This window comes from Streptomyces sp. DT190 (assembly GCF_049846985.1).
In the GTDB taxonomy this organism is placed as follows: Bacteria; Actinomycetota; Actinomycetes; order Streptomycetales; family Streptomycetaceae; genus Streptomyces.
Window position 1 is genome coordinate 155598 of sequence record NZ_JBNCNM010000017.1, and the last position, 22788, is coordinate 178385.

Here is a 22788-nt window from a genome sequence, read left to right on the forward strand (position 1 = left end):
CGTTCCGACCGCAGGGAACCACGAGCGTCATGAGTGAAGGAACCATGCAGCGACGAGCACAGCGAGAAGAGCGAGACAAGCGAGCGAAGGGCCTGGGCCGTGTCCTTGTCTGCGCGGCCGCCGTCCCCGTGATGCTGGTCGCCGCCGGCTGCTCCTCGGACTCCGGCTCCGGCGAGAGCTCGGACAAGGCCGAGAAGGCCGCCGCGTCGGCGTCCGCGAGCCCGTCACCGACGGTGGAGGCGGCGGCGTACGGCAAGCTCCCGGAGCCGTGCAAGGCGTTGTCGAAGAAGACGCTGGAGGACCTCGTCCCGAAGGGCAAGTCGGGCAAGGAGGGCAAGTCGGACGACATTTCGACGCGTGCCAGCTGCTCCTGGAACAGCCTCGACAACAACGGCGTGAAGGGCTCGCAGTTCCGCTGGCTGAACGTGTCGATGCTGCGCTTCGAGTCGGACGTGACCCGCGGCCCGGCCGACGAGCTGGCCCAGGAGTACTACGAGAAGCAGGTCCAGGACGTCCAGGCCGCCGAGGGCGCCAAGGGCGTGAGGTCGGAGCCGGTGTCCGGGACGGGCGACCAGGCGACGGCCGTGCGCTACGAGCTGAAGAAGAAGGAAGGCACCTTCAAGCAGCAGACGATCGTGGCGCGCGTCGAGAACGTGGTCGTCACCCTCGACTACAACGGCGCGGGCCTGGCCGGTGACAAGACGCCGAGCGCCGACGACCTGCTGAAGGACGCGAAGAAGGCCGCCAAGGAGGCCGTCGCGAAGGTGTCCGAGGCCAACGGCGCGGGCGGCGGGGCGAGTGGTTCCCCGTCCGGGTCCGCGTCGAAGTCGCCGTCGCAGTCCGTGTCGAAGCCGGCGTCCGGGGACGCCTCGGACGAACCCTCGAAGGCCGCGTCGAAGTCCCCGTCCACGTCGCCGTCGAAGAAGGCCGCGTAGCGGGGCGGAACAAGCCCGGCGGGATCCGGCCACCCGTTCCCCGTACACATGTGCCACCCTGTTGCGCGCAACAACACGCAAGGGGAGGGGAGTACGGGTGGCCGCGCCACTGCAGCTGACTCGGATGCACCGCGTTCTCATCGGCGTGGTCGTGGCCGGTGCCGTGATCATCGCCGGCATCGGCTTCGCCGGTTCGTACGCGGCGGTCCGCGAGTTGGCCCTGAAGAAGGGCTTCGGGAACTTCTCCTACGTCTTCCCGATCGGCATCGACGCGGGGATCTGCGTCCTGCTGGCCCTGGACCTGCTCCTGACGTGGATCAGGATCCCGTTCCCCCTGCTGCGCCAGACGGCCTGGCTGCTGACGGCGGCCACGATCGCCTTCAACGGCGCCGCGGCCTGGCCGGATCCGCTCGGCGTGGGCATGCACGGGGTGATCCCGATCCTGTTCGTCGTCTCGGTCGAGGCGGCCCGGCACGCGATCGGCCGCATCGCCGACATCACGGCCGACAAGCACATGGAGGGCGTCCGCCTCACCCGCTGGATGCTCTCCCCCGTGCCGACGTTCCTGCTGTGGCGCCGTATGAAGCTCTGGGAGCTGCGCTCCTACGAGCAGGTGATCAAGCTGGAGCAGGAGCGCCTGGTGTACCAGGCGCGGCTGCGCTCCCGCTTCGGCCGGGCCTGGCGCCGGAAGGCCCCGGTGGAGTCGCTGATGCCGCTGCGGCTGGCGCGCTACGGCGTGCCGCTGGCGGAGACGGCCCCGGCGGGCCTGGCGGCGGCGGGCATCGAGCCGGCGCTGATCCCCCCGCCCCCGCCGCAGGCGGAGGTGACGGCGGGCCGGGGTGCCGCGGGGCCGGTGCCCGACCCGCGCCGGGCGGCGCCCGGCGGTGAGCAGCGCCTGGAACTCGACGGCGGACCCGGGGCCGAGCCCCTTCAGCAGGAGCCCGAGCCGGACCAGAGCCCGTGGTTCAACACCCCGCGCGAGGTCGAGTACCAGGGCGGCTACGACCCGAACTACGACCCGGCCGAGCACTACGCGCGGTGGATCGCGGAGCAGCAGGAGGCCGAGCGGTACCAGCCCGAGTACGACCGTGAGCCGCCGTCCCCGGAGGACACCGGCAGCTTCCCGATACCGGTGGGCCCGAACCGCACGCGCGAGCTCGGCGAGGGCGGCGGCACGCCCCCGGCCCCGGCCCCGGAGCCGGACGAGGAGGCGTACTACCAGGTGTTCCGCCAGTCGATAGACGGCAGCTACCCCACGCCCCGCGCGCTGGGTGACAACATCCAGGCCACCTACGGCACGACGCTGAGTCCCGGTGAGCTGAAGTCCCTCGTGGAGCGCTTCCAGAAGCGCCACTCGGCGGAGCTGGAGGAGGACCACATCGCCTGACCGTCTCGCGCGGACCGGCAGCACATGACGAAGGGGCCCCCAAAGAACCGGGGGCCCCTTCTCAGTGCCCGTTCACTCCCCGAGCAGGGACCGCACCCGGTCCTGCCCGACCGCGAGCAGCAGCGTGGGCAGCCGCGGGCCGGTGTCCCGCCCGACCAGCAGGTGGTACAGCAGCGCGAAGAAGGAGCGCTGGGCGGTCTTGATCTCCGGCGGCAGTTCCTTCGGGGTGGCGTCGGCGGAGAACCCGGCCTGCACCTTCGGCACGCCGTACACCAGGTGGGTCAGCCCGTCGAGCGACCAGTGGTCGGCGAGTCCGTCGAGCAGCAGCCGCAGCGACTCGCGGCCCTGCTCGTCGAGCGACTTCAGCAGCTCGGCGTCGGGCTCGTCGCGCACGATGGTGCGCTGGTCGGCCGGGACGTGCGTGTTGATCCACGCCTCGGCCTTGTCGTACCGGGGGCGGGCCTCCTCCAGGGAGCCCAGCGGCCGCGACGGGTCCAGCTCGCTGAGGATGCGCAGCGCCTGGTCCTCGTGCCCGGCCGTGATGTCCGCGACGGACGCGAGCGTGCGGTACGGCAACGGCCGGGGCGTGCGCGGCAGTTCCCCGGCGGCGGTGCGCACCGCGCGGGAGTGCGCGGCGGCGTCGGCCGGCAGGGCGCTGCCGTCGGCGACCTTGGCGTCGAGCCGGTCCCACTCGTCGTAGAGCCGCTGGATCTCCTGGTCGAAGGCGACCTTGAAGGACTGGTTGGGCCTGCGGCGGGCGTAGAGCCAGCGCAGCAGCTGCGGCTCCATGATCTGCAGGGCGTCGGCCGGGGTGGGCACGCCGCCCTTGGAGGAGGACATCTTGGCCATGCCGGAGATGCCGACGAAGGCGTACATCGGGCCGATCGGCTGCTTGCCGCCGAAGATCCCGACGATCTGCCCGCCGACCTGGAACGACGAACCGGGTGACGAGTGGTCGACGCCGCTGGGCTCGAACACGACGCCCTCGTACGCCCACCGCATCGGCCAGTCGACCTTCCAGACCAGCTTGCCGCGGTTGAACTCGTTCAGCCGGACCGTCTCCGAGAAGCCGCACGCGGTGCAGGCGTAGGTCAGCTCGGTGGAGTCGTCGTCGTAGGACGTGACGGTGGTGAGGTCCTTCTCGCAGTTGCCGCAGTACGGCTTGTACGGGAAGTAGCCGGCGGAGCCGGAGCTGCCGTCGTCCTCGGCGGCGGCGCCGGAGCCCTCGGCGGCCTCCAGCTCGGCCTCGTCGACCGGCTTCTGCCCCTGCTGCTTCCTGGCCGGGGCCTTCTTGGTCCGGTACTGGTCGAGGATGGCGTCGATGTCGCCGCGGTGCCTCATGGCGTGCAGGATCTGCTCGCGGTACACGCCGGAGGTGTACTGCTCGGTCTGGCTGATCCCGTCGAACTCCACGCCCAGCTCGGCCAGCGACTCGATCATCGCGGCCTTGAAGTGCTCGGCCCAGTTCGGGTGCGGGGAGCCCTGGGGCGCGGGCACGGACGTCAGCGGCTTGCCGATGTGCTCGGCCCAGGAGTCGTCCACACCCGGGACACCGGCCGGCACCTTGCGGTAGCGGTCGTAGTCGTCCCAGGAGATGAGGTGGCGCACCTGGTGGCCCCGGCGGCGGATCTCGTCGGCGACGAGGTGCGGGGTCATGACCTCGCGGAGGTTGCCGAGGTGGATGGGGCCCGACGGGGAGAGGCCGGACGCGACGACGACGGGTTTGCCCGGGGCCCGGCGCTCCGACTCCTCGATGACCTCATCCGCGAAACGGGAGACCCAGTCGGTGGTCTCGGTGCTCTGAGCCACGATCGGCACGTCCTTCTTTCTGCATCGGGCAGCCGGTACGGTCGCACGGCTGACCGCCTCATTGTCCCAGACCGCCGCGCGCCCGGAAAAACGGCTTTACCCCCATGGGATACTGGCCGTGTCTATCGATTCCCTCGAGGAGAACGGCACCCCTGACTATGGCCTCGGTCACGTCCCTCAGCGACTCCGTCCACCAGCGCCTCGCGGCGGCCCTGTCGGCGGTCCTGCCGCAGGCCGGCTCCGCGGACCCGCTGCTGCGACGAAGCGACCGGGCCGACTTCCAGGCCAACGGGATCCTGGCCCTCGCGAAGAAGGAGAAGGCGAACCCCCGGGAGCTGGCGACCCAGGTCGTCGCGCGGGTGGAGTCGGGCGGGCTGCTCCAGGACATCGAGGTGTCCGGCCCCGGCTTCCTCAACGTCACCGTCTCCGACCGGGCGATCACCGAGAACCTGTCCGCGCGGTACGCGGACGACACGGGCCGCCTCGGCGTGCCCCCGGCGGAGCACCCGGGCACCACGGTGATCGACTACGCGCAGCCGAACGTGGCGAAGGAGATGCACGTCGGTCACCTGCGGTCCGCGGTGATCGGCGACGCGGTGGTGCAGCTGCTGGAGTTCACCGGCGAGAACGTGGTCAGGCGCCATCACATCGGCGACTGGGGCACCCAGTTCGGCATGCTCATCCAGTACCTGGACGAGCACCCGCACGAGCTGGACCACGAGTCGGCCGAGGTGTCCGGCGAGGAGGCGATGTCGAACCTCGACCGCCTCTACAAGGCCTCCCGCAAGCTGTTCGACTCCGACGAGGAGTTCAAGACGCGCGCCCGGCGCCGGGTGGTGGACCTCCAGGCGGGTGACGAGAAGACCCTCGCCATCTGGCAGAAGTTCGTCGACGAGTCGAAGATCTACTTCTTCTCCGTCTTCGAGAAGCTGGACATGGAGATCCGCGACGCCGACATCGTCGGCGAGTCCGGTTACAACGACATGCTCGCGGAGACCTGCCGCCTGCTGGAGGAGTCCGGTGTCGCGGTCCGCTCGGAGGGTGCGCTGTGCGTGTTCTTCGACGACGTCAAGGGCCCGGACGGCAAGCCGGTCCCGCTGATCGTGCAGAAGTCGGACGGCGGTTACGGCTACGCGGCGACGGACCTGTCGGCGATCCGGGACCGCGTCTTCCACCTGAAGGCCGACTCCCTGATCTACGTGGTGGACGCCCGCCAGTCGCTGCACTTCAAGATGGTCTTCGAGACGGCCCGCAAGGCGGGTTGGCTCAACGACGACGTGAAGGCGTACCAGCTGGCCTTCGGCACGGTCCTCGGCAAGGACGGCAAGCCGTTCAAGACCCGTGAGGGCGAGACGGTGCGTCTGGTCGACCTGCTGGACGAGGCGATCGACCGCGCCTCGGCGGTGGTCCGGGAGAAGGCCCAGGACCTCTCCGAGGAGGAGATCGCCGAGCGGGGCGCCCAGGTGGGTGTCGGCGCGGTGAAGTACGCGGACCTGTCGACGTCGGCCAACCGGGACTACAAGTTCGACCTGGACCAGATGGTCTCGCTCAACGGCGACACGTCGGTCTACCTGCAGTACGCCTACGCCCGTATCCAGTCGATCCTGCGCAAGGCCGGCGAGGTGCGGCCCGCCGCGCACCCGGAGCTGGAGCTGCACGCGGCCGAGCGGGCCCTGGGCCTGCACCTGGACGCGTTCGCGGAGACGGTGACGGAGGCGGCGAGGGAGTACGCCCCGCACAAGATGACGGCGTACCTGTACCAACTGGCGTCGCTGTACACGACGTTCTACGACAAGTGCCCGGTGCTGAAGGCCGAGACGCCGCAGCAGGTGGAGAACCGCCTGTTCCTGTGCGACATCACGGCCCGCACGCTGCAGCAGGGCATGTCCCTGCTGGGCATCCGGACGCCCGAGCGGCTCTGAGCCCGGGCCCGGACGCGGCCGGGACGACGACGGACCGAGGGCTGCACTCCCCCGTGAGTGCAGCCCTCGGCGTTTCAGGAGCCGTGGGTCACGAGCAGTTGACCCACGTGTTGGACTTCATGTAGCGGCTCACGCTGCCGGTCTCCTTGTAGCCCCGCGGGACGATGCCGCTGGAGCCGCGGTGGTTCTTCTCCGAGAACCACTTGAAGTCGCAGGAAGCGCCGTGGTTGTACCAGGACTTGAAGCTCTGGAACACGGCGAACCCGGTCAGGTCGCTGTTGGTCCCGGCGACCTTCTGCATGCGGCCGGTGTAGTTCTGGCCGGCCCAGACGCAGAACCAGCCGGACGGGCAGTCCGAGGCGGCCTGCGGCGCGCTCTCCGCGGCACCGGCCGTGCCCGAGGTGCCGGCCAGCAGACCGCCGGTCAGCGCGATGCCCCCGGCCATGACGGCGAGCTTGGCCATGCGCATGGTGTGTCCCCCTTCGTGGTCGGCCGACCGCACCGGCCGGCTCGCCAACGACACTGCCTGCTGCGGGCCCCGATCCGCCACATTCGCCGCGGAAGTGACGTCGGCGCGGGACGTCCCACCCGCTGGCCTGCGAGGACACCGCGGGCCGGGACGGTGCGGCGGGACGCCCGCGGTGGGCCGTGGCCGAATCGGTGGGGCGCCGGCGCGGGGAACGGAACCGATGGGTGGGGCTCCGCGTGGATGCTGATGCACAATGCGGCGGTGACGGGACCGCTGACCACGGTCCAGCACACGCGAGTGGGGGGAACATGTCGCGTTGGAAAGGGCTGCCCGAAGAACTCGACCCCAGGGTCCGCCAGTTGGTGGCGGCGTTGCGCCGGGTCAAGGACCGCAGCGGACTGAGTCTGCGCCGGCTGGCCGCGAAGACGGGCTACAGCGCCTCGTCCTGGGAGCGGTACCTGTCCGGCAGGTCCCTGCCGCCTCGGGAGGCCGTCGAGGCGATCGCCCGGCTCGGGGGCGAGGATCCGGCCCGGCTGCTGGCGCTGCACGAGGTCGCGGCCGAGGTGTGGGGCAGAGCCCCGGGCGGGACGCCGGCCCCGCCCAGTACCGCTGCCGCCCCTCCACCGGCGGACCAGGGCCCCGCAGCCGATGCGCCCCGCCCGCACGGCCGGGCGCTGCGCGTCACGCTGGTCGCGGGGTCGGTGGCACTGGTGCTGGCCGTCGCGGCGGCGGTGCTGCTGGCGGTGCGGCTCACGGACGGCGGGGACAGGACGGCGGCCGCCCCGCTCACCGCCTCCGCGCCGCCCCCGGAGTCGGCCCGGGAGTCGCAGCGCCCGGCGTACACCTGCCGCTCGGAGCGGATCGACGGCCGCTGGTACGCGGGCAACAGCCGCACGGTGAAGGCGGTCCTGGCGAAGGGGCACGCGGGCCCGGAGGTCGCCGAGGCCCAGTGCCTGCTGCGGGAGGCCGGTCTCGTGCCGGGGGCGGTCGACGGCATTTTCGGCCCGCACACCGAACGGGCCGTCAGGAACCTGCAGAAGCGCGCCGGGCTGGTGGTGGACGGCATCATCGGCCCGCACACCTGGAAGGCGCTGCGGGAATGACCCGGCCCCCGCCGGCCGGGCTGCCCCCGGAACGCGCCCGGCTGGTGTGCCGCCTGCGGGAGCTGAGGGAGGGCACGGGTCTGAGCCTGGCGGCCCTGGCGGCGAAGACGACCTTCAGCAAGTCGTCCTGGGAGCGCTACCTCAACGGCAGGACGCTGCCCCCGGACCAGGCGGTGCGGGAGCTGTGCCGGCTGGCGGGCGAGCCGGAGGGCCGGTGTCTGGCGCTGTGGGAGCTGGCGGAGTCGGAGTGGAGCGGCCGGGCCGCCGCGCCGCCGCCCGGTCCACCGGCCTCGCCGTCCTCGCCGTCCCCTCCGCCCCCGGTGGCCGCGCGGGCCGGACGGGCGGGTGGCCGGGCCCGGTTCATGGCGCTGCTCGCCTCGCTGTGCGCGCTGGCGGCCGGCGGGCTCTCGGTCGCCCTGGTGCTGCTCGCGGGCCAGCCGACCGAGCCCCGCCCGGCCGCGCCGTCGCCGTCGGTCCCGGCGCCCCGCTGCCGTGGGAGCGTGTGCGAGGGCAGGAGCCCGATGCTCATGAAGTGCGGCACGGACCCGCTCACCCTCGCCTCGCACCGCACGTCCACGGGGGCCCACCTCGAACTGCGCTACAGCGCCAGGTGCGGGGCCGGCTGGGCACGGATGTGGAGCACGCGCATCGGCGACCGCTTGGAGCTGAACGGGCCCGGTGGCCGCCCGCACTCCGCCCGGATCACCGACGGCCTGGCCGCGCAGTCGTACGTCTACACGCCCATGACCGCGGCCCGCTCCGGCACGGTGCTGCGCGCCTGCTTCCGCCCGGTGACGGGGGCCCGGGGCGAGTGCTTCGAGGCGCGCGTCCGGCACGGCGGCGGCGTTGTCGGTGGCCGGCCCTACGCTCACCCCCATGGCGACTCTCCCGAACCCCCTGCCCGCCCTGGCGGCTGACCCCGGCGGCCGCGCGCTCGGACTGCGGCTCCCGGCCGGCGCGCTCGTCGACACCACGGCCGAGGGGCCGTGGCACGAGCCGCTGCTGTGGTGCGGGCGGGAGCGGGCCCGGCCGGGCGACCAGCAGGCGCTGGAACCGGCCCGGCGCGTGGGCCTGCTGCCCGTCGTGCTCGACGTGGGAGGCGGCCACGGCGGCCCGGACCGCTGGGAGCTGGCCCCCGCCGACGTGTCGTACCCGGGGGACCACGACGCCGAGGAGGTCCTGGCGGAGTACTGGCAGGAGCACGCGGCGGACGGCTCCCCCTGGCCGGGCGCGGACACCGCGCCGCCCGTCGACCGGGGCCCGGACACGGTGGCCGCCGACGTCACCGACGCGCTCCTGGACGACGGCGGCCCCCTCAAGGACCCCCGCCTCGCCCTCGTCCCGGCCCGCCGCAGCGCCGACATACCGGCGGCGATCGGCTGGACCGGCGCGGTGCACCACGAGGCCGACCCGGCCCGGCTCGGCGCGGTCCTGCGCGACTGGGAGGACCGCTTCGGCCTGCGCGTCACGGCGCTCGGCTTCGACCACCTGCTGGTGTCGGTCGCCGCCCCGCCCGCCACGCCCGCCGAAGCGGAGGCCGTCGCCGCCGAGCACTTCGCGTTCTGCCCGGACAACGTCCGCCACGCCACCGACCCGTCCCTGCGGGCCTACGCCCGCGATCACGTCCTCGGCCGGCCGACGTGGCACTTCTGGTGGGACTGACCGCCGGCAGGCCATCGGGACCGACCGGCGGCCCCTAGGACTCGCGCAGGCCCTCCCCGAGCCTGCGCAGCCCTTCGGCGATCTCCTCCGGGGTCTGCGTCACGAAGCACAGCCGCAGCGTCGTCCGGTCGGGCGGGCCGGCGTGGAAGGGGGCGCCGGGGACGTAGGCCACGTCGTGGCGCACGACCCGCGGCAGCAGCGCCGTCGTGTCGTACGGCTCCGGCAGCCGCGCCCAGAGGAACATGCCGCCCTCGGGGCGGTTCCACACCGCGCCCTCGGGCAGCGCCCCGGCCAGCCCCGCCAGCATGGCGTCACGGCGTGCGCGGTACACACCGGCCACGCGGGCGACGTGGGCGTCCAGGTCGTGGTCGGCGAGGTACCGGGCGGCGGCGAGCTGGTTGACGGTCGGGGTGTGCAGGTCGGCGGCCTGCTTGGCGACGGCACAGGCCCGCCGCAGCTCCCCCGGCGCGCGCAGCCAGCCCAGCCGCAGTCCGGGTGCCATCACCTTGGAGAAGCTGCCGAGCAGCACCGTGCGGTCCTCGGCGCCCGGCAGGGAGGCGATCCAGGGCACGCGTGCGCCCTCGTAGCGCAGCTCCCCGTAGGGGTCGTCCTCCACGATCCACAGCCCGCGCCGGGCGGCGACCGCGGCCACGGCGGCACGCCGCTCGGCGGGCAGGGTGCGGCCGGTGGGGTTCTGGAAGGTGGGCACGGTGTAGAGCAGCTTGGGCCGCTCGCGCACCACCAGGTCCTCCAGCGCCTCGGGGTCGAGTCCCTGCTCGTCGCCGGGCACGGGCACGATGCGGGCGCCGGCGAAGCCGAAGGCCTGGAGCGCCGCCAGGTAGCAGGGGTTCTCGACGAGGACGGTGTCGCCGGGTTCGAGCAGGGCGGTGGCCAGGAGGGACAGGGCCTGCTGGGAGCCGGTGGTGACGAGCAGGTCGCCGGGTCCGGTGGACAGGCCGCGGGCGGTGGTCCGGGCGGCCAGGGCGGCCCGCAGTGCGGGTTCGCCCTCGGTCGTGGAGTACTGCAGCGCCCGCGCGGGCTGCTCGGTCAGCACCGCCCGGTAGGAGGCCGCGATGCCCTCCGCGTCGAACAGCTCCGGCGCCGGCAGCCCGCCCGCGAAGTTGATCACTTCCGGGCGTGCGGTGACGGCGAGGATGTCCCGCACCGGGGAACCCCCGACCGCACGCGCCCGCGCGGCGAGCGGCGGCAGGGGCGTATGGACGGGGACGGGCTCGGCGACGGTCATGGCACGGCTCCTTCGGCAGCGGTGACGGCGTGCCCCGCAGCCTAGATACATACGTGCTGTCTACAAGGAAGATTTCCGGGATGCGGACACCGTGCCCGGCCCCGGCGCTCAGCCCCTGGGTCCCGACCGCGGCGTGGACGTCGATGTCCGCGTCCCGCGGGGCCGCTGGTCAGCAGGGCGCGAGGGTGCCGGAGGACGGGACCCGACCGGTCGTCAGGACAGGTCGGTCGTCCCCTCCTTGACCCACGTCCGGCCGCCCAGCGGGAACTCGTAGGCCGGACGGCCGTTGTTGCCGCTCGTGCGGAAGGGCCGGCCCGCGTCGTCCACGGTCAGCGTGCCCTGCCGGCTGCCGCTGGACCACCGCAGCTCCAGGTACCAGCTGACGTCGTAGGCGGAGGCGTCGGCCTGGATGTAGTAGACCTCCGGGTCGGAGTCGCTCACCTTGAACGGGAAGTCCTTGTGGCCCGCCTCCGGCACGACGGCCGGCCGCGCCGCGTCGAGGGCGACCGTGAAGAACCGGGTCGGCACACCGCCGCCGCAGCCGACGCCCGGATACCCCATGGCGTAGTCGTTCCAGGCGAGCGGGACCCGCTTGCCGGCCATCCGGACCGTCAGTCCCTTGAGGACCACCGTCTCGTCGCCGGTCCCCTGCACGGTGACCTTGAGCAGCTGCTGGCCCGACGGCACGGCGTCCATCGCCGCCACCCAGCCCGGCGCGTCCTGCTCCAGCGGCGGCGGCACCACCCGCTCCGGCGGCAGGTTCACCAGGTAGCGCTGGGAGCAGCCGTCCATCCAGGCGTGCGGCTCGGTGTCCACGGTGAGCGGGGCCGGGCCGGTGGCGGGGGCGGGTGCGACGTCGCGGCCGGGGCGGGCGGTGCCGGTGGCGGCGACGGAGGGGGTGGAGGACGCGGTGGCCTTCCCCTTGCCCTTGTTCTTGTCCTTCCCCTCCTCGCCTTCTGCGGATCCGGAGGACGGGCGGCCCGAGGGGGACACGGAGGCGACGGTGGAGGCGTGCGGCCGCGCGGCCCCGTCCGTCACGGCCGCCGACCCGCGCCGCCCGTCACTGTCGGTCCCGCCGGACGGCACGGCCACGGCGAGACCGACCCCGCCGAGCACGACGGCCAGGGCGGCACCGGCGAGGACGGCGGGACGCGGCCGGCGCACCCGGCGCCGGCCGGTCCCGGCCCCACCCGGAGGCACCGCCACCGACGCCTCCGGCCGGCCCTCGCCCGACGGCCCGGAGCCCGGACCGCCTTCGCCCGCACCCTTCTCACCCTGATCGCCGGCGCCGCCCGCAGCACCCTCCTCCGGAGCGGTCTCCGCCCGGCCCCGCTGCCGCCGATCCCCTGCGTCCGGCGACGGGCGTCCCTCCGCGCGCGCCTGATCCACGGGCGCCTGATCCACCGGCGCGTCGGGCACGGGCGCCTGATCCACGGCCGCGTCACGCGCGGACACCTCCGTGGGCATCTCCGCGGACGCCTCCCTGAGCACGTCCGCGGACGCCTTACTCCCGGCCGTGCGGGACGCGTCGGCTCCCCCCTTCCGCCCCCGCCCCGCGTCGGCCAGCACCCACCGCCGGTGCAGCTCCACCAGCTCCCGGGGCGACGCCTTGCACAGCCGCGCCAGCCGCTCCACGGGCGCGTAGTCGGCCGGTACGGCGTCCCCGTTGCAGTAGCGGTGCAGCGTCGAGGTACTCATGTGGAGCCGCTTGGCGAGCACCCCGTAGCTCAGCCCGGAACGCTCCTTCAACTCCCCCAGCAGCGCCGCGAACTCCCCCGCGGCCGTGCTCTCCGACACTGTTCCTCCAGCCCCCGTGTCCCGTTCCGCCGTTCCAGGGAACGGACGTTTCCCCTGGTCAAAGGCCATGCGGGCGTTCCAGCGTCCCGGATGGGCCGCCGGGTGTGGCGGCCGGGACGGATCCCCCCACAAGCTCTTGCCATCCAAGCACGCCGCTCCCGGCCCGCCGGTCGAGCGACCCGCCTGGGCCCACTTACCCACTGCCTTTGTCCGAAAGGAAACCCAGCCATGCGCACGTACCACGCTCTCCCCGTCGCCCTCCTGGCCGCCCTCGCCCTCACGGCGTGCGAGAACGGCACGGGCACACAGAACGAGGGGGCGGCGAGGCCCGCCCCGGCGAGCGCGTCGATCACGACCGGCGCGAGCGGTGCCGGGGACCGGCCCGCCGGCGAGCCGTCGAAGGGCACCGGGAACGCCGGGGCCGCACAGGGAGCCGAGGCCACCCGGCACACCCCCGCGGGCACCGCCGGCGGCACGAGCACCCGGAAGCCCGGGAAGCCGGCCGACCGGTCGAGCGTCTCCTGCAACGGCTCCAACACCACCGTCACGGCCCAGTTGGTGCCCCGCCCGCTCAACCACATGCTGATCACGGTCAAGAACACCGGCTCGAAGACCTGCGACCTCACCTACTACCCGGTGCTGCGCTTCGACGAGATGCAGTGGGCGCCGAGCCCCATCGAGGACTCCCAGCCGCAGGCGGTGACGACCCTGGCCCCCGGCGAGTCGGGCTACGCCGGTGTCCTGCTGTCGGCGGCCGACGGCAGCGGCGAGGCCGGCACGACCGGCCGCAAGCTGGCGGTCGGTTTCCAGGGCCGCACGCCGAACAGCAGCGGCGGCCCCTCCGCGCTCCCGTCCCTGCCGGCCAAGGGCGTGTACTACGACAGCACGCTGGCGGTCACGTACTGGCTGCGCGACATGGACGACGCCCTGTCCTACTGAGCTACCGGTCCTTCAGCTTCTGGGCCACCTCGGTGGCCCAGTAGGTGAGGATGTTCCGCGCGCCGGCCCGCCGGATGCCGGTCAGGGTCTCCATGATCGCCCGGTCGCGGTCGATCCAGCCCTTCTCGGCGGCGGCCTCGACCATCGCGTACTCGCCGGAGATCTGGTACGCGGCGACGGGCACGTCCACGGCGTCGGCGACCCGGGCGACGATGTCCAGGTAGGGCCCGGCCGGCTTGACCATCACCATGTCGGCGCCCTCCTCCAGGTCGAGGGCGAGCTCGCGCAGCGACTCGCGGGCGTTGGCGGGGTCCTGCTGGTAGGTCTTGCGGTCCCCCCGCAGCGACGAGGCGACGGCCTCACGGAAGGGCCCGTAGAAGGCGGAGGCGTACTTCGCGGTGTAGGCGAGGATGGCGACGTCCTCCCGGCCGATCTGGTCGAGCGCGTCCCGGATGACGCCGATCTGCCCGTCCATCATCCCGCTGGGGCCCACCACATGGGCTCCGGCGTCGGCCTGCACCTGGGCCATCTCGGCGTACCGCTCCAGGGTGGCGTCGTTGTCGACCCGCCCCTGCGCGTCCAGCACGCCGCAGTGCCCGTGGTCGGTCGTCTCGTCCAGGCACAGGTCGGACATGACGAGCAGTTCGTCGCCGACCTCGGCCCGCACGTCCCGCAGGGCGACCTGGAGGATGCCGTCCGGATCGGTCCCCGGCGTGCCCAGCCCGTCCTTCTTCGACTCCTCCGGCACGCCGAACAGCATGATCCCGGAAACCCCGGCCGCCACCGCCTCAGCGGCCGCCTTCTTCAGGCTGTCCCGCGTGTGCTGCACGACCCCCGGCATGGTCGCGATCGGCACCGGCTCGCTGACGCCCTCGCGCACGAAGGCGGGGAGGATGAGATCGGCGGGGTGCAACCGGGTCTCGGCGACCATCCGACGCATCACGGGGGTACTCCGCAACCGTCGCGGCCGCGCACCGGGGAATGATCCGTACGACGTCATGACCTCTACGCTACGCCCGCCCCATACGTCCCGATGCCGACGCCGTGTCGGAGCCCGGCGGCCCGCGCACCGCACCGGGAACCGGCGCATCCCGCGATGCGCCCACCACCCCCGAGGTCCATCCTGAAAGCAGCGAACACAAGGACCCCGACGGCCCGTCCCCCTGCTCCTCGCCGCCGCCGTCCCTCCGTACCCGTACCCACGGAGGACGCGATGACCGCCCCCCAGCACACCCCCGACCTCTTCGCCCTCTCGGAGATCTCCGGCCCCGTCCTGCGGCCCGGCGACGACGGCTACGCCGACGAGGTCACCGGCTTCAACCTGGCCGCCCTGCACACCCCGGACGTCGTCGTCGGAGCCACCGGCACCGACGACGTCGTGGCCGCGATGCGCTGGGCCCACGCCACCCACACCCCCGTCGCCGTGCAGGCCACCGGCCACGGCGCCAACTTCCCCATCGAGCACGGCCTGCTGATCACCACGTCCCGGATGACGGACGTCCGGGTCGACCCCGCCGGCCGCACCGCGAGGATCTCCGCGGGCGCGAAGTGGAGCCACGTCATGGCCGCCGGCGCGCCCCACGGCCTGGCCGGCCTCTGCGGGACCTCCACCGACGCGGGCGTCGTCGGCTACACCCTCGGCGGCGGACTGCCGGTGCTCGGCCGGGCCTACGGCTACGCCGCCGACCTGGTCCGCTCCCTGCAGGTCGTCACCCCGGACGGCCGGCTGCGCGAGGCGGACCCCCACCACGAGCCGGAACTGTTCTGGGCCCTGCGCGGCGGCAAGGGCAACGTGGGCGTGGTGACCTCCCTGGTCACCGAACTGCTCGCGCTGCCCCGCCTGTACGGCGGCGGCCTGCACTGGCACGCCGAGCACACGCGGACCCTGCTGCACACCTGGTCGGAGTGGACCCGCACGGTCCCGGACGCGATGTGCAGCATGTTCTCGGTGCTCCGCCTGCCGCCCATCCCCCAGATCCCCGAGCCCCTGCGCGGCGGCTTCTGGGCCCGGGTCGCGATCGCCTGGCCGGGCCCCACGGCCGAGGGCGAGGCACTGATCGCGCCGCTGCGCGCGGCCGCCCCCGTGGCCGTCGACCTGGTGGAGGAGATGGACCACGCGGCCCTGGACCGCATCCACATGGAACCCCAGGACCCGCTCCCGGCCCGGGAGTGCTGCATGCTCCTGCGCGACCTGCCCCCCGAGGCCATGAGCACGTTCCTGGACCAGGTCGGCCCCGCGGCCGGCGCCGACCATCCCCTCCTGGTCGCCTCACTGCGCCACATGGGAGGGGCGCTGGCCCGCCCGGCCCGCGTCGAGGACGCCGTCTGCGCCCGCGACGCCCACTACTTCATGGAGTCGGTCGGCATCATGCCCGCACCGCCGGTGGCGGAGGCCGTCGAACAGGCCACCCGCCGCCTCTACACCGCCATGGCCCCCTACGGCACCGGCCGCACCATGGTCAACATCCACGGCACGCCCGGCGGCGACCAGGACATCGCCCGCGCCTGGACCCCGGAGGTCTACACCCGCCTGCGCCGCGACAAGGCCACCTACGACCCGGACAACCTGCTGCGCTACGGCCACGCGGTGACTCCCGCGTAGCCGCAGCCCACCGGGTTCCGCCTAGGTCGTCGACCGCCGCCTGCGCGCGCCCGGCCGCCGCTCGCTCGGCCGGGTGACCGGGTCGCCGGCCTCCAGTGCCGCGGCCCGCCGCTTCGCGCCGAAGTCCGCCAGCGCCTCCGCCAGCTTGAGCACGGACGGCTCCGGAGCCATCACGTCCACCCGCAGCCCGTGCTCCTCGGCGGTCTTCGCCGTGGCCGGGCCGATACAGGCGATCACGGTGACGTTGTGCGGCTTGCCGGCGATGCCGACGAGGTTGCGCACGGTGGAGGACGACGTGAACAGCACGGCGTCGAACCCGCCGCCCTTGATCGCCTCACGCGTCTCCGCCGGCGGCGGCGAGGCCCGCACGGTCCGGTAGGCCGTCACGTCGTCGACCTCCCAGCCGAGCTCGATCAGCCCGGCGACCAGCGTCTCCGTGGCGATGTCGGCACGCGGCAGGAAGACCCGGTCGATCGGGTCGAACACCGGGTCGTAGGGCGGCCAGTCCTCCAGCAGCCCGGCGGCCGACTGCTCCCCGCTCGGCACCAGGTCCGGCTTCACGCCGAACGCGATCAGCGCCTTGGCGGTCTGCTCGCCGACGGCCGCGACCTTGATGCCCGCGAAGGCACGCGCGTCGAGCCCGTACTCCTCGAACTTCTCCCGCACGGCCTTGACCGCGTTCACCGAGGTGAAGGCGATCCACTCGTAGCGGCCCGTGACCAGGCCCTTGACCGCGCGCTCCATCTGCTGGGGCGTGCGCGGCGGTTCGACGGCGATGGTCGGCACCTCGTGCGGCACGGCCCCGTACGACCGCAGCTGGTCGGAGAGCGACGCCGCCTGCTCCTTCGTGCGCGGCACGAGCACCTTCCAGCCGAACAGCGGCTTGGACTCGAACCACGCGAGCTGGTCGCGCTGGGCGGCGGAGGAACGCTCCCCGACCACGGCTATCACCGGCCGGCCGCCCTCGGGCGAGGGCAGCACCTTGGCCTGCTTCAGCGTCTGCGCGATCGTGCCGAGCGTGGCGGTCCAGGTGCGCTGCCGCGTGGTCGTACCGGCGACGGTGACCGTCATCGGGGTGTCCGGCTTGCGCCCGGCGGAGACGAGCTCGCCGGCGGCCGCGGCGACGGAGTCCAGCGTCGTGGAGACGACGACCGTGCCGTCCGACGCCCCGACCTCCGTCCAGCACCGGTCCGACGCCGTCCGCGCGTCCACGAACCGCACGTCCGCGCCCTGCGCGTCCCGCAGCGGCACACCGGCGTACGCGGGCACACCGACGGCGCTCGCGATACCGGGGACGACCTCGAAGGGCACCCCGGCGGCGGCGCACGCCAGCATCTCCTCGGCCGCGTACGTGTCGAGGCCCGGGTCACCGGACACCGCACGCACGACCCGCCTGCCGCCCCGCGCGGCCTCCATGACAAGATGTGCGGCATCCCGCACCGCGGGGACGGGCGCGGTGGTTGACGTGCCGTCAACTACCGTCAGCTGGGGCGTTCCTGTGCCCGGAGTCGGTTCCTGGGAAGGATCCGGGTCCGTGTGCACCTCGGAGACGCCCTGCCTGGCGTGCTGACGTACCACGTCGAGCACTTCGTGCTCGGCGACGAGGACGTCCGCGTTGGCCAGTGCCTCGACGGCGCGCAGAGTCAGCAGTCCCGGATCTCCGGGTCCGGCACCCAGGAAGGTGACGTGCCCGTGTTCAGGACCGGCGGAAAGGGTGGTGGGGCTCACTGTGCTCGCTCCCCCATCAGACCGGCCGCGCCCTGGGCGAGCATCTCGGCCGCGAGTTCGCGACCGAGCGCCATTGCCCCGTCGTGCGTCTCGGGCACGGGACCGGTGGTGGACAGCTGCACCGTGCGTGTGCCGTCGGTGGTACCGACGACGCCGCGCAGGCGCATTTCCTTGACAATCTGCCCGTTGGCCTGGGGGTCCCCCCGCTCGAGCGGAGCCGAGAGGAGGGGCAGGTCGGCCAGCGCGCCCACGGGAGCACTGCAGCCGGCCTCCAGGGCGGCGAGCAGGGACCGCTCGGCCGTCACGGCGATCCGCGTGAACGGGTCGTCGAGTTCGGCGAGCGCGGCGACGAGGTCCGCGTCGGCCGCGGTGCACTCGATCGCCAGGGCCCCCTGGCCGGGGGCGGGCAAAACCGTGTCGACCGACAGGAAGTCGGTCACCTCGTCGCCGCGGCCGATCCGGTTCAGTCCGGCGGCGGCCAGCACGACGGCGTCGAGCTCTCCGCTGCGCACGAACCCGATGCGGGTGTCGACGTTGCCGCGGATCGGGACCGTCGCTATGTCCAGGCCGTGGCTGCGCGCGTACGCGTTGAGCTGGGCCGTGCGGCGCGGCGAACCGGTGCCGATGCGGGCCCCGGGCGGCAGGTCGGTGAACTTCAGGGCGTCCCGGGCGACGATGACGTCCCGCGGGTCCTCCCGCACCGGCACGGCGGCCACGACCAGTTCGTCGGGCTGCGTGGTCGGCAGGTCCTTCAGGGAGTGCACGGCGAAGTCGACCTCGCCCCTGAGCAGCGCGTCGCGCAGGGCGGTCACGAACACGCCGGTGCCGCCGATCTGGGCGAGCGCCTCACGCGAGACGTCGCCGTACGTGGTGATCTCGACGAGCTCCACGGGCCGCCCGGTCACCCGGCTCACGGCCTCGGCCACCTGCCCGGACTGGGCCATGGCGAGCCTGCTCCGCCGGGTGCCGAGCCTCAGCGCCTTGTCAGTCATGCCGGGCCTCGGTCTTTCTGGGTGGTGCTGTCCTCGGCTCGGGAGACGGCGGCCACCGTCTCGGGGTCGAGGTCGAACAGGGTCCGCAGCGCGTCCGCGTACCCGGCGCCGCCGGGCTCGGCCGCGAGTTGCTTGACCCGCACGGTCGGCGCGTGCAGCAGTTTGTCGACCACGCGCCGCACGGTCTGGGTGATCTCCGCCCGGTGCTTGTCGTCGAGGCCGGGCAGCCGTCCGTCCAGGCGGGCGATCTCGCTGGCCACGACGTCGGCGGCCATGGTGCGCAGGGCGACCACGGTCGGCGTGATGTGCGCGGCCCGCAGGGCTGCCCCGAAGGCCGCGACCTCGTCGGAGACGATACGCCTGACCTGGTCCACATCGGCAGCCATCGGGGCGTCCGCCGAGGCGTCGGCGAGCGACTCGATGTCCACCAGCCGCACCCCGGTGAGCCGGTGCGCGGCCGCGTCGATGTCGCGCGGCATGGCCAGGTCCAGCAGGAACAGCACGGGCTCGGGCCGCTGCGGCTCCTCGACCGGCTCGGGCCGGCGCCGCTCGGGGATCCGCCCGGCGGTGGCCGCGGTCGCGGCGAGCGCGGCGATGGCGTCGCTCTCCGCGGCCGGGTCGAGCGTGCCGAGCGCCCCGGGCCGGGCCGCACCGCGCTGGGCGCCGCCGGCGGTGCCGTTGTCGACCCACGCCGCGTGCTGTTCGAGGTCGGCGGCGGCCATCCCGGCCACGGCGGCCTCGCCCAGCACGGAGAACCCGGCGGTGCCCTGCACGGCGGAGAGGTCCAGCGGGCAGCCGTCCTCGCCGCCGGGGCCGGCGGTCGGCAGGCCGTCCTGCCGCGCGTCCGGTCCGGTCGCGCGGCCCGCGCCGCCCGGCGCCGCCGGTCCGGCGCCGCCGGCCGGCAGCGCGGGCGTACGGCCCTCGACGGCCCGGGCGACCGCCTCGGCGGTCAGGACCAGGCCGGTCGCGCCGGTGCAGGAGACGGCGACGTCGGCACGTGTCAGCTCGACCGGCACCGATTCCATCGGGACCGCGCGGGCCAGCACGTCCGTGTCGTCGCCCTCGCTCAGGATCCGCGCGAGCCGCTCGGCGCGGTCGAAGGTGCGGTTGGCGACGACGATCTCGGCGACCCCGGCCCGCGCGAGCGTGGCCGCGGCCAGGGAGGACATCGACCCGGCCCCGATGACCACGGCCCGCTTGCCCCTGGCCCATTCCCGGACGTCGCCGCCCCGGGCCAGCTGCTCCAGGCCGAAGGTGACCAGGGACTGGCCGGCGCGGTCGATGCCGGTCTCGGAGTGGGCGCGCTTGCCGACCCGCAGGGCCTGCTGGAACAGGTCGTTCAGCAGCCGGCCGGCGGAGTGCAGCTCCTGCGCCCGGGCCAGGGAGTCCTTGATCTGGCCGAGGATCTGGCCCTCGCCGACGACCATCGAGTCCAGCCCGCAGGCCACCGAGAACAGGTGGTGGACGGCCCGGTCCTCGTAGTGCACATAGAGATAGGGAGTGAGCTCCTCCAGGCCGACCCCGCTGTGCTGGGCGAGCAGCGTGGACAGCTCGGCGACACCGGCGTGGAACTTGTCCACGTCGGCGTAGAGCTCGATGCGGTTGCAGGTGGCCAGCACCGCGGCCTCGGTCGCCGGTTCGGCGGCGACGGTGTCCTGGAGCAGCTTGACCTGGGCGTCCGCGGTGAGCGAGGCGCGCTCCAGGACGCTGACCGGGGCGCTGCGGTGGCTGAGTCCGACGACGAGGAGGCTCATGCCGGCATCACGGCGGGCATGTCCCCGTCGGGCCCCTGGTCGGCGGAGTCGCCGCGGGCGGCGGCGGCCGGGACGCCGCCGTCGGAGGCGGCGGCCTCCTCCCCGGCCTTGCGCTGCTCGTGGAAGGCGAGGATCTGCAGCTCGATGGAGAGGTCGACCTTGCGCACGTCGACGCCGTCCGGCACCGACAGCACGGTCGGCGCGAAGTTCAGGATGGAGGTGACACCGGCGGCCACGAGCCGGTCGCAGACCTGCTGGGCGGCACCGGCGGGGGTGGCGATGACACCGATGGACACGCCGTTGTCCTGGATGATCTTCTCCAGGTCGTCGGAGTGCTGCACCGGGATGCCGGCGACGGGCTTGCCCGCCATGGCCGGGTCGGCGTCGATCAGCGCGGCGACGCGGAAGCCGCGGGAGGCGAACCCGCCGTAGTTGGCGAGGGCGGCGCCGAGGTTTCCGATACCGACGATCACGACCGGCCAGTCCTGGGTGAGCCCCAGTTCGCGGGAGATCTGGTAGACGAGATACTCGACGTCGTAGCCGACGCCCCTCGTGCCGTACGACCCGAGGTAGGAGAAGTCCTTGCGCAGCTTCGCGGAGTTGACTCCCGCCGCGGCCGCGAGCTCCTCGGAGGAGACCGTGGGCACCGAGCGCTCCGACAGTGCGGTCAGCGCGCGGAGGTACAGCGGAAGCCGGGCGACGGTGGCCTCGGGAATCCCTCGGCTGCGGGTCGCCGGTCGGTGAGTTCGGCCAGTTGCCACGGTGCTCCTGCGGGTAGAGCGGGGCTGTAGGCGGTCATACGTCCCTACATGACCGCCCCGTCGAATGCAGGCTATGTCTTTGTGAACGCGTGCACAAAGATGGTGTCCGATTTGCCCACCCAACGTGACCGGGCTCACGCACCCCCGGCGCATGCGTGGGGAACCGGCGCACAGGCACCACCGTTCCTTGTCTTCTGGGGGCAAAACCACACACTTCCTCAGTGAATCCCGCCCCCGAGACCAAGTCGCCATCGATCCTAAGCGACGTTCCGGCCACTTTGTACTGCTCGGTCAGTCCGCTGCGGGCCGGACTCAGTCGGTCAGCGCCCTGCGCAGCCGGTCCTCGTTCACGCGCCAGAAGGTGTGCTGCTCGCCGTCCACCAGCACGACCGGGATCTGTTCCCAGTACATGTCGTGCAGGTGCCGGTCCTCGGTGATGTCCTTCTGCTCCCAGGGGACACCGAGGTCGGCGCACACCTTCTCCACGACGACCTGTGCGTCATCGCACAGATGACAGCCGGGCTTGCGGATCAGCGTGACGAGCCGGTCCCGAGGGGGCTTGCGGCGGAAGAGAGGGCTCATGGCGCCATTGTCGCGCGCCCGTGGACGAGGGGAAGCCCCGCGCGGGGCCGGCCGACGCGCCGGACGCGCCCGCCTGGCACGGCATCTTTAACGGCGTGCTCGCCGAGAGTTCACAGGGTCCAAACCTCTCGACTCCGGAACCCCCGAACAAACTGGCTATGCTCACGCCATGGCCGCTCTCGGATGGCTCACCCCCCGTAGGCGCTCCGCCACGGCGCGGAGCGTTTTGGCAGGCGAGGCCTCGGCGGAGGCAGCACGCAAGTCCTCACAGGAAGCCGCCGGCACGACCGAGGAACCGCAGTTCCCGGTCCACGGCGACGACCGGGCCGCCGCCTTCTTCGACCTGGACAACACCGTCATGCAGGGCGCCGCCCTGTTCCACTTCGGACGGGGCCTGTACAAACGGAAGTTCTTCGAGACCCGCGAGCTGGCGCGGTTCGCCTGGCAGCAGGCGTGGTTCCGGCTGGCCGGCGTCGAGGACCCCGAGCACATGCAGGAGGCCCGCGAGTCGGCCCTGTCCATCGTCAAGGGCCACCGCGTCGCCGAACTGCAGTCGATCGGCGAGGAGATCTACGACGAGTACATGGCCGAGCGCATCTGGCCCGGCACCCGCGCCCTCGCCCAGGCGCACCTGGACGCCGGCCAGAAGGTGTGGCTCGTCACGGCCGCGCCCGTCGAGATCGCCACGGTCATCGCCCGCCGCCTGGGCCTGACCGGCGCGCTGGGCACGGTCGCCGAGTCGGTCGACGGCGTCTACACGGGCAAGCTCGTCGGCGAGCCGCTGCACGGCCCCGCCAAGGCCGAGGCCGTCCGGGCCCTGGCCGCCGCCGAGGGACTGGACCTCGGCCGCTGCGCCGCCTACAGCGACTCGCACAACGACATCCCGATGCTGTCCCTGGTCGGCCACCCCTACGCCATCAACCCCGACTCCAAGCTGCGCAGGCACGCCCGGGAGCTGGACTGGCGCCTGCGTGACTACCGCACCGGCCGCAAGGCGGCCAAGGTCGGCATCCCGGCCGCCGCGGGCGTCGGCGCGGTGGCCGGCGGCACGGCCGCCGCGATCGCCCTGCACCGCCGCCGCCGCTGACGGAGCGATCAAA

At 73.3% G+C, this 22788-nt stretch carries 19 protein-coding genes; 9 read left to right on the forward strand and 10 right to left on the reverse strand.

The genetic code is table 11. The features are described 5' to 3' along the window. Nucleotides 1-29 precede the first annotated feature (29 nt). Nucleotides 30-935 (forward strand): DUF3558 family protein, encoded by a 906-nt coding sequence (locus ACPXCS_RS27225; RefSeq protein WP_425950155.1) that lies wholly within the window; start codon nt 30-32, stop codon nt 933-935. 124 nt (nt 936-1059) lie between these two features. Further along, entirely contained in the window at nt 1060-2322 is a 1263-nt protein-coding gene (locus ACPXCS_RS27230; protein WP_425950157.1) for a DUF2637 domain-containing protein, read from the forward strand. Nucleotides 2323-2394: 72 nt separating this feature from the next. On the opposite strand, the gene lysS is transcribed toward ACPXCS_RS27230, so the two are convergent. After that, on the reverse strand, nt 2395-4140 hold the full coding sequence (lysS, locus tag ACPXCS_RS27235; RefSeq protein WP_425950158.1) for a lysine--tRNA ligase: 1746 nt from the start codon (nt 4138-4140) through the stop codon (nt 2395-2397). A 149-nt stretch (nt 4141-4289) separates the two neighbouring features. Between lysS and argS the strand changes: the two genes are divergently transcribed. After that, the gene (gene argS / locus ACPXCS_RS27240) at nt 4290-6053 is read left to right on the forward strand and encodes an arginine--tRNA ligase (RefSeq protein ID WP_425950160.1); all 1764 of its coding nucleotides are present in this window, start codon (nt 4290-4292) and stop codon (nt 6051-6053) included. An 88-nt stretch (nt 6054-6141) separates the two neighbouring features. On the opposite strand, the gene ACPXCS_RS27245 is transcribed toward argS, so the two are convergent. Next, nucleotides 6142-6522 carry a peptidase inhibitor family I36 protein gene (locus ACPXCS_RS27245; protein WP_425950162.1) on the reverse strand — a complete coding sequence of 127 codons (381 nt, stop codon included), beginning with the start codon at nt 6520-6522 and terminating at the stop codon, nt 6142-6144. A gap of 308 nt (nt 6523-6830) precedes the next feature. On the opposite strand from ACPXCS_RS27245, the gene ACPXCS_RS27250 reads away from it, so the two are divergent. From ACPXCS_RS27250 to ACPXCS_RS27260, 3 genes are read left to right on the forward strand one after another with little or no spacing between them, the layout of a single operon-like run. Continuing rightward, nucleotides 6831-7625, forward strand: coding sequence for a peptidoglycan-binding protein (locus tag ACPXCS_RS27250; RefSeq protein ID WP_425950164.1), 795 nt, complete (start codon nt 6831-6833; stop codon nt 7623-7625). Beyond that, complete coding sequence (locus ACPXCS_RS27255; protein WP_425950165.1) at nt 7622-8542, forward strand: DUF2690 domain-containing protein; 921 nt, start codon at nt 7622-7624, stop codon at nt 8540-8542. Before ACPXCS_RS27250 ends, ACPXCS_RS27255 begins: the two co-directional genes overlap by 4 nt. Next, nucleotides 8502-9287 (forward strand): DUF4253 domain-containing protein, encoded by a 786-nt coding sequence (locus ACPXCS_RS27260; RefSeq protein ID WP_425950167.1) that lies wholly within the window; start codon nt 8502-8504, stop codon nt 9285-9287. The genes ACPXCS_RS27255 and ACPXCS_RS27260 overlap by 41 nt, the downstream gene beginning before the upstream one ends. A gap of 34 nt (nt 9288-9321) precedes the next feature. Here ACPXCS_RS27260 and ACPXCS_RS27265 read toward each other — a convergent pair whose 3' ends face one another. Beyond that, nucleotides 9322-10533, reverse strand: coding sequence for a PLP-dependent aminotransferase family protein (locus ACPXCS_RS27265; protein WP_425950169.1), 1212 nt, complete (start codon nt 10531-10533; stop codon nt 9322-9324). Between the two features lie 213 nt (nt 10534-10746). Next, nucleotides 10747-12330 carry a helix-turn-helix domain-containing protein gene (locus ACPXCS_RS27270; protein WP_425950171.1) on the reverse strand — a complete coding sequence of 528 codons (1584 nt, stop codon included), beginning with the start codon at nt 12328-12330 and terminating at the stop codon, nt 10747-10749. Between the two features lie 228 nt (nt 12331-12558). Between ACPXCS_RS27270 and ACPXCS_RS27275 the strand changes: the two genes are divergently transcribed. After that, complete coding sequence (locus ACPXCS_RS27275) at nt 12559-13269, forward strand: DUF4232 domain-containing protein (protein WP_425950172.1); 711 nt, start codon at nt 12559-12561, stop codon at nt 13267-13269. Between the two features lies 1 nt (nt 13270). Here the strand turns inward: ACPXCS_RS27275 and hemB are convergent, their stop codons facing one another. Beyond that, nucleotides 13271-14269: a porphobilinogen synthase gene (hemB, locus tag ACPXCS_RS27280; RefSeq protein ID WP_425950174.1), complete on the reverse strand. Its 999-nt coding sequence runs from the start codon at nt 14267-14269 to the stop codon at nt 13271-13273. A gap of 213 nt (nt 14270-14482) precedes the next feature. Here hemB and ACPXCS_RS27285 point away from each other — a divergent pair, with 213 nt between their 5' ends. Further along, nucleotides 14483-15871: an FAD-binding oxidoreductase gene (locus ACPXCS_RS27285; protein ID WP_425950176.1), complete on the forward strand. Its 1389-nt coding sequence runs from the start codon at nt 14483-14485 to the stop codon at nt 15869-15871. A 21-nt stretch (nt 15872-15892) separates the two neighbouring features. On the opposite strand, the gene ACPXCS_RS27290 is transcribed toward ACPXCS_RS27285, so the two are convergent. From ACPXCS_RS27290 to ACPXCS_RS27310, 5 genes are all read right to left on the reverse strand, one after another. Next, nucleotides 15893-17599, reverse strand: coding sequence for a uroporphyrinogen-III synthase (locus ACPXCS_RS27290; protein ID WP_425950178.1), 1707 nt, complete (start codon nt 17597-17599; stop codon nt 15893-15895). Continuing rightward, complete coding sequence (hemC, locus tag ACPXCS_RS27295) at nt 17596-18591, reverse strand: hydroxymethylbilane synthase (RefSeq protein WP_425950179.1); 996 nt, start codon at nt 18589-18591, stop codon at nt 17596-17598. The genes ACPXCS_RS27290 and hemC overlap by 4 nt, the downstream gene beginning before the upstream one ends. Next, entirely contained in the window at nt 18588-20345 is a 1758-nt protein-coding gene (locus ACPXCS_RS27300) for a glutamyl-tRNA reductase (protein WP_425950181.1), read from the reverse strand. Before ACPXCS_RS27300 ends, hemC begins: the two co-directional genes overlap by 4 nt. Then, on the reverse strand, nt 20342-21106 hold the full coding sequence (locus tag ACPXCS_RS27305; RefSeq protein WP_425950183.1) for a redox-sensing transcriptional repressor Rex: 765 nt from the start codon (nt 21104-21106) through the stop codon (nt 20342-20344). Before ACPXCS_RS27305 ends, ACPXCS_RS27300 begins: the two co-directional genes overlap by 4 nt. Nucleotides 21107-21418: 312 nt before the next feature. Then, nucleotides 21419-21688: a glutaredoxin family protein gene (locus ACPXCS_RS27310; protein WP_425950184.1), complete on the reverse strand. Its 270-nt coding sequence runs from the start codon at nt 21686-21688 to the stop codon at nt 21419-21421. A 169-nt stretch (nt 21689-21857) separates the two neighbouring features. Here ACPXCS_RS27310 and ACPXCS_RS27315 point away from each other — a divergent pair, with 169 nt between their 5' ends. Then, on the forward strand, nt 21858-22775 hold the full coding sequence (locus ACPXCS_RS27315) for an HAD family hydrolase (RefSeq protein WP_425950186.1): 918 nt from the start codon (nt 21858-21860) through the stop codon (nt 22773-22775). Nucleotides 22776-22788 lie beyond the last annotated feature (13 nt).